The sequence below is a fragment of the Protofrankia sp. Cas8 genome (assembly GCF_963555845.1).
In the GTDB taxonomy this organism is placed as follows: domain Bacteria; phylum Actinomycetota; class Actinomycetes; order Frankiales; family Frankiaceae; genus Protofrankia.
The window spans coordinates 1-6,298 of the sequence record NZ_CAUVXI010000268.1 but is presented as its reverse complement, the minus strand read 5'-3'; the positions used below and the strand labels follow the sequence as shown (position 1 = coordinate 6,298).

General features: G+C 66.0%; 6 protein-coding genes and 1 pseudogene. 4 read left to right on the top strand and 3 right to left on the bottom strand.

Annotated features, from left to right (window positions below; all coding sequences use genetic code 11):
- Positions 1-2,172 (bottom strand): type I polyketide synthase (locus U9977_RS24830; RefSeq protein WP_322751702.1); only part of this gene is annotated, 2,172 nt, incomplete at its 3' end.
- A gap of 19 nt (positions 2,173-2,191) precedes the next feature.
- On the opposite strand from U9977_RS24830, the gene U9977_RS24825 reads away from it, so the two are divergent.
- Positions 2,192-2,350, top strand: a complete 159-nt coding sequence (locus tag U9977_RS24825) for a hypothetical protein (protein WP_322751701.1) — start codon at positions 2,192-2,194, stop codon at positions 2,348-2,350.
- 953 nt (positions 2,351-3,303) lie between these two features.
- Positions 3,304-4,059: a hypothetical protein gene (locus tag U9977_RS24820; protein ID WP_322751700.1), complete on the top strand. Its 756-nt coding sequence runs from the start codon at positions 3,304-3,306 to the stop codon at positions 4,057-4,059.
- Between the two features lie 79 nt (positions 4,060-4,138).
- Here U9977_RS24820 and U9977_RS24815 read toward each other — a convergent pair whose 3' ends face one another.
- Positions 4,139-4,624 (bottom strand): gamma-glutamylcyclotransferase family protein, encoded by a 486-nt coding sequence (locus tag U9977_RS24815; protein ID WP_322751699.1) that lies wholly within the window; start codon positions 4,622-4,624, stop codon positions 4,139-4,141.
- 247 nt (positions 4,625-4,871) lie between these two features.
- Complete coding sequence (locus U9977_RS24810) at positions 4,872-5,345, bottom strand: hypothetical protein (RefSeq protein WP_416210771.1); 474 nt, start codon at positions 5,343-5,345, stop codon at positions 4,872-4,874.
- A 506-nt stretch (positions 5,346-5,851) separates the two neighbouring features.
- Between U9977_RS24810 and U9977_RS24805 the strand changes: the two genes are divergently transcribed.
- The gene (locus tag U9977_RS24805; RefSeq protein ID WP_322751697.1) at positions 5,852-6,100 is read left to right on the top strand and encodes a type II toxin-antitoxin system HicA family toxin; all 249 of its coding nucleotides are present in this window, start codon (positions 5,852-5,854) and stop codon (positions 6,098-6,100) included.
- Positions 6,093-6,298 (top strand): annotated as a pseudogene (locus U9977_RS24800) (hypothetical protein); the annotation flags it as partial. The gene U9977_RS24805 and the pseudogene U9977_RS24800, both read left to right, overlap by 8 nt.

Sequence of the window (6,298 nt, the reverse complement as noted above, 5' to 3'; positions counted from 1 at the left end):
GTGGAAGGCGACATCGGCGGCAACCCGGCGGACGACCAGCTTCTCGGCTTCCCAGGCGCGGGCTGTCGCCTCGACGGGATCGACGTCGCCTGCGATCACGGTCGACGACGGCGAAGCCGCGATCGCGGCGACGACGTCGTTGCGTTCACCGAGCCGTGCGCGCACCTCGTCGAAGGGCAGGTTGACCATGGCCATCGCGCCCTTGCCGGCCACCTCACGGAGCAGAATCGACCTACGGCAGATCAGCCGCGAGCCGTCGCTGAGGGTCAGCGCACCGGCGACCACGGCTGCGGCGATCTCACCGACCGAGTGGCCGATCACTGCGGCGGGTTCGAAGCCGTGCTCACGCCACACGTCGGCGAGCGCTACCTGCATCGCGAAGATCATCGGTTGGATGACGTCGACCGCGGAGAGTTCGTCGCCGACGAGCACTGCACGCGGAGTGAACCCGATCTCCGCCGCGAATATCTCGCCGACCCTGTCGATCGTCCGCCCGAACGCCGGTTCCGTGGCCAGCAGATCGCGCCCCATGCCCACCCACTGCGACCCGTGTCCGGAGAAAACCCACACCGGGCCCATCGCCCGCCGTTTCGCCGTCCCCAGCCGGACGCCCGCCGCCTCGTTACCGGCCGCCGCCGCACGCAGAGCGGCGACCAGCTCGGCGCGGTCGGCCGCGACGACTCCGGCACGGTGGGTGAGGTGGCTGCGCCGTTCTCGCAGGGTGTGGGCGACCGCGGCCAGTGGGGTGCCCGCGCCGTCGGTCTCGAGCCAGTCGGCGAGATTCCCGGCGGCCGCGGTCAGGCCGGCTTCGGTGGCGCCGGACACGAGGAACAGGGACGGCTGCGCGGTGTCCACCAGGGGTTCGGTCACGTTCGGGGGCGCTTGTTCAAGCACCACGTGCGCGATCGTGCCGCCGTAGCCGTAGCCGGAGACCCCGGCACGGCGTGGGTGCTCGGTGACGGGCCACGGCCGGGTCGTCGTGACCACCTCGAGCCCGGCGGTGTCCCAGGGGATGGCCGGGTTGGGCTCGCTGATGTTGAGGCTCGCCGGTATTTCGGCATGCCCCAGCGCCAGCACGGCCTTGATGACTCCGGCGACACCGGAGCCGGCCTCCAGGTGACCGATGTTCGATTTCACCGAGCCGATGAGGCATGGCTGCCGGGCGGGCCGGCCTCGCCCGAGCACGGCGGCCATCGCGGCGGCCTCGATCGGGTCACCGGCGCGGGTACCCGTGCCATGCGCCTCCACGTAGTCGACCGTCGCCGGCTCCACGCCGGCCATGCGGTAGGCACGGCGCAGCAGATGGATCTGTGCCTCCCCGCTGGGGGCCATGATGCCGTTGGTGTGGCCGTCCTGGTTGACCGCGCTGCCGCGGATCACCGCGAGCACCTGGTCTCCGTCACGTTGGGCGTCGGCGAGCCGTTTCAGGACGATCACCGCGGCGCCCTCCCCGCGGCCGTAGCCGTTCGCTGCGGCGTCGAAGGACTTGCAGCGGCCGTCCGGCGAGATCGCGCCTGCCGCGTCGAGGACCATGGTCAGGCCGGGACCAGCCATGATGTGTACGCCGCCGACCAGCGCGACCGGAGTCTCACCGAGGGCCAACGACTGACAGGCGAGGTGGATGGCGACCAGCGACGCCGAGCAGGCCGTGTCCACGGCGAGGCTGGGACCGCGCAGATCGAGAGCGTGGGAGATGCGGTTGGCGACGGCGCACATGGAGGCCCCGATGCCGGTCCAGGCCTCGATGCGGGGCAGGTCCTCGAGCAGGCGGCGACCGTAGTCGTCCGAGCCGACGCCGACGAACACCCCGGCGTCGCCACCGGCGAGGCTCGCCGGCGGGATACCCGCGTGTTCGAGCGCCTCCCAGGTGACCTCCAGCAGGATGCGCTGCTGAGGGTCCATCAGCTCGGCTTCGCGCGGCATGATTCCGAAAAATTCGGCGTCGAATCCCTCGATGTCGTCGAGGAAGCCACCGAAGCGCGTGGTCTTACGCAGCGCCGCGGCGTTCTCCTGGCTGGCTTCGGCGTAGGACGCCCACCGCTGTGGCGGGACCTCGGAGATCGCATCCTCGCCCCGTGCGAGCAGCCGCCAGAATTTCTGGGGTGTGTCGGCGCCGCCCGCGAAGCGGCAACCCATACCAATGATCGCAATGGATTCTGTCACGTCAGCCATAGGATCGGTTCCTTCGAACATGGACGGTGAAGAACGGAACGAATACCTTAAAGGCGAAACTGCTCTCGGCCTGCTCGAAATGCTCGATCGCCGGCTCGACCACACAGGTTATTTCGCCACTTCCACTTCCACTTCCACTTCCACTTCCGATGCCGATGCCGATGCCGACGCCGAGTAGTTGATCGACCAGCATTTTACTGACGGCTGGAAACCCAATCAAAGGCGCCAGTTCAATCTACGGGGATCTCGTCAGGAGTACTGTTCGGGGAAATGAGGGCGCGTCCCAGCTCGGTTCTGATTACGGCTTGCGGCTTGCAGCTTGCGGCTTGCGGCTTGCGGCTTGCGGCAGCGGCGCCGGTGTGCCCGAGGTTTCTGTACCCGCCGTTCCACCTGCGGTCAGCACGGTTAAGAGTCTGTTTTGAATCTTGGGCTCGCCCGGACAGAGGATTCAAATCAGGCTCTTAACGATGTGAATCTGATGCTCCTGCCACAACACCAGATTCACATCGTTCCCAAAGAGCGCCCGGCAATAGTCCCGCGACGCCGCGCCCCCTGTCGCCGGTCGCTCTAAGGCCAATTCAATCAAGTCGTAGCTGTGTAAGTAGTCAGCAGGGTCGACAGAAGATTCAAAACAGGCACTTAGACCCCCCCAAGTCGTCGGCTCGGTGCCACGTTGTGCATCGCATGGCTGACGATAGAGGAAGGTCCTGCCTGGAAGCAACTGTCCTGTTTCGGACTGCGACGGCCACCAAATGTGGTAATCGATTACTACAACAGCCGCCGGCCCCACCGATCACTGCAGCAGCAGGTGCCGCCCAGCACCAGCACTGGCCTGCTGTCCGAACCCGGCACGCCGATCAACGATCAACGATCGTGATCGTCTCGACGGGATCATTCGCGACTACCGGCAGGCTGGAGAAAAATGCTACCATAAGTACATATTAATGTTCTTATTGATCTTTTAATCCAAAGGTTGGGTGGACGATGAGGCACCCCCTCTCCCGGAGAAGGTCCATGCGGCGATATCCCCGCGCACCCCTCGGCATCATCCTGGCTGTCCTGGCCTTCACGGGCTGCGCATCGTCAACCGTTGGCGCCGAGGACGGGCGATCGTCGAAGGACCCGGTCACCGTGGTGGCGGCCGCCTACGACAAGACCCTGGAAGCGACGACGATGCGCTTTTCGATCAGCCAGCGGCTGACGATGCCCGTCGAGGGTAGGAGCGAGACCATCGAGGCGACCGGCGAAGGGGTGACGACCCTCGACGGCCGTACGATGCGCCTTAAGGGAAACGTCACCCAAGTCGGCGACTATGAGGGCATGGTTCTCGACGGGATCGAGTACATTCGGTACGCGGATCAGGAAAAACTCTCCCTCCCTCCCGGCAAGACCTGGATTCGTTTCGACCTGAGCGCCCTGCTCGGCATGGGGATCAATGATTTCGCCGGACCGTCCGGGAGCGACCCGCGCCAGGGCCTTTCCTTCCTCCACGGTGTCGTTGGGGAACCCCGTGTGGTAGGTGAAGAAGACATTCGCGGAGTCCGCGCCACCCGGTACACACTGGTCGTCGATCCGGAAAAAGCCGCCGCTGAGCGGCCGTCCGCAGCGGCCAAGATGCTGTCCGCTTCGATCGCCACCAAAACATTCCCGGCGGACGTCTGGATCGACTCCGAGGGTCGGATAATCCAAATGGCATACTCGATAACGGTGAAAGACATGACCGGAAACGTCGCCGGCTCGTCCATTACGGTGGGCAACACCGTCGGATTCTTCGACTACGGGGTGCCGCTCGGTGACATAACTCCTCCACCGGCAGATCAGGTGGAAGATCTCACCGATAAGATCCGGAACAGCAGTCGGCAAGGCGGCGGGTCAGCTACCGGCTGAGGCCGTTTCCACTGCCGCGCACCGGGCGAGCGCGGTTGCGGTCTTGACCTCTCAATCGAGGAATTCGGCAACGTGCGGGCTATCGCCTGGCGTCGTGGTGCTGACGCCAGGCGGTGCAGTTGGTGAGGTAGGCGGATAGCTGCTGCCGGGCGAAGATCTCCGGGTCCCATGTGACGGGCTCGACCGTGGCGGGGTCCTCAGCGGCGTAGGTCCACGCATTCTTGCCGTTGGCAAAGGTGATCCGGGCGAGGGTGTAGAAGTCGGCTTCGAAGGTGTCGAGGGTTTGCCATTCCTCGGCGGTGAGGTCGTCGAGTAGATGCCCGGAAGCGGTCGCTTCGGGTTCGGCGATGAGCGCGGGGTAAACGCGTCCGGGTAGGGCAGCGGCACGCCATCCGTGCACGGTGGCGGGTGTGCGGTGGGGGTCGCGGTCGATGAGGATGCGGACGACGTCATCGAAGAGCAGGCTTCCGTAGACGAACAGGGGCGCCGGGTCCGTCGACAGGGCGGCCAGCCGGCCAGAGGTGGGCACGCTCGGTTGGGGTGAGTAGGCGTTGGTAGGCGGCATGGAAGACCTTTCCCGCGGTGGCGGTGTCGGCGAGGGCGACGCCGGGGCGTTACCGAACTGCTGCGGTTCATCCACCGGCGTCCGTGGGTGGCCATGTTCGTCCGCCACCCTGGCTCTCAGTCGGTGGCCTTGGGATGGCCGGTACCGGCGTAGATCACCTACACGGTCCGGTTCGACTCGTCGATCAGATACCAGATGCGTCCGCCGCCGGTGGGCGGCGCAGCGGCGCGGTCTCCTCGCTTCGGGCTCATTCCGCTTCGACGGCGGCCGGCCGGGGGACAGGCCCGAGATCGCCGTCCGGTTCCCGAGTCAGCATCGTGTACAGGGCGGGGTCGGCGTGGATCTCGGCGCTGTGTCGCCACTGGGCGAGCAGGACGGCGATGGGAGCCAGTGTGTTCAGCGTCATCGTGCCGCGTGCTGTTTCGATCAGCTCGGCGAAGAAGGCGTCGACATCCTCCGTTGGCAGGAACGTCGTCCAGGGCAGGGCGTCGGGCAACGCCTGCCGTAGGACGGCGGTGTGCCCCGTGCGGACCAGGCCGGCAAGCATGCGGGTGGCGAAGTCGACCACGGCGGAGTCCTGTTCCAGCTGGTCCACCCGCATCAGCGCGAGGTCCGTCGCGTCGCGACGGCGCAGCCGTAGCGCTCGTACCTCGTCGAGCCGCCGGGTGGTTGCCGCCGGGTGGTGTAGCAGCTCGCTGAACGGGACTTCTTCGTAGGCCATACTCACGACATCCACACTAGTTCGGATGTTGCGGCGTCTCGAGGTCGTCGGAGCCTGATCGTGGGGTCCTGAATCTTGTGGGCCATGCGGCGACAGAAGCCATGATGACGGTACGTACGTGCATGCCTCGCTGGAAGGGGGCTCTGACCTGCCTCAACCAGCGTGCGCTCGGAGGGACTCGAACCCCCAACTTCTTGATTCGTAGTCCGCTCCGGATCTTCGGTCGACGTCCGCTGACGTCTGCCGCGTCCGGCGACCTCGGACGGTCCGTCCGCCTTTGTCCACCCTCGTCCACCGGCTTGGCTGTCAATGTGGCTGTCATCATCCGATGGCAAGCCGACTCGTACCGCAGGCCCAGGCGCGTCCCATTCCGGGCATGGCGTGGTGCTGTCCGATCCTGGCGTGATCCTGGTGGCGAAGGCGTGCGTGGGGCGGCCGGGGCAGGGATAGTGGGATGGTGATCCGGGTATCGGCTGATGTCGCAGCGGGTGCCATCATCATCGTTGATGAGCAGTCCGTTTCCCGCCATGAAGCCGCGCCAGCTACTCAAGGTCCTGGCCAGGCTGGGCTATGGGGAGGGCTCGCGCGATGCGGGAGGCTCGCACCGATGGTTGGAAGCGCCTGGAAGACCCCGTCTGCTGTGGGCGTTCCACGAGTCGGTGACGAGCATCGGGCCGGTCGTCGTTCGACGGATCCTCGTCAAGGAGGTAGGGCTGACCCAGGAGGAAGCGCTGGAGGTGATCCGTCGTGGCTAGGCCGGTAGATGTGATCGTCCGGCGTGACGAGGACATGTGGGTGGCATGGTCTCCCCAGTGTCGAGGTCTGACGATCGTGCAGCCGACTCCCGCCCACATGCGTAGGGCGTTGCCTGCGGCTCTGCGGGAGTTCTTCGGGTCGGCCCAGACGGTCGATATCCGGATCCATGTCGAAGATGAGGTTCGCGGCGCAGTGGT

What these genes read in the sequence shown, in the direction of transcription:
- U9977_RS24825 (WP_322751701.1), top strand. Translation starts at nt 2,192, where the DNA reads ATGGACGGTGAAGAACGGAACGAATACCTTAAAGGCGAAACTGCTCTC.
- U9977_RS24815 (WP_322751699.1), bottom strand. Translation starts at nt 4,624, where the DNA reads ATGCCGCCTACCAACGCCTACTCACCCCAACCGAGCGTGCCCACCTCT.
- U9977_RS24810 (WP_416210771.1), bottom strand. Translation starts at nt 5,345, where the DNA reads ATGGCCTACGAAGAAGTCCCGTTCAGCGAGCTGCTACACCACCCGGCG.
- U9977_RS24805 (WP_322751697.1), top strand. Translation starts at nt 5,852, where the DNA reads ATGAGCAGTCCGTTTCCCGCCATGAAGCCGCGCCAGCTACTCAAGGTC.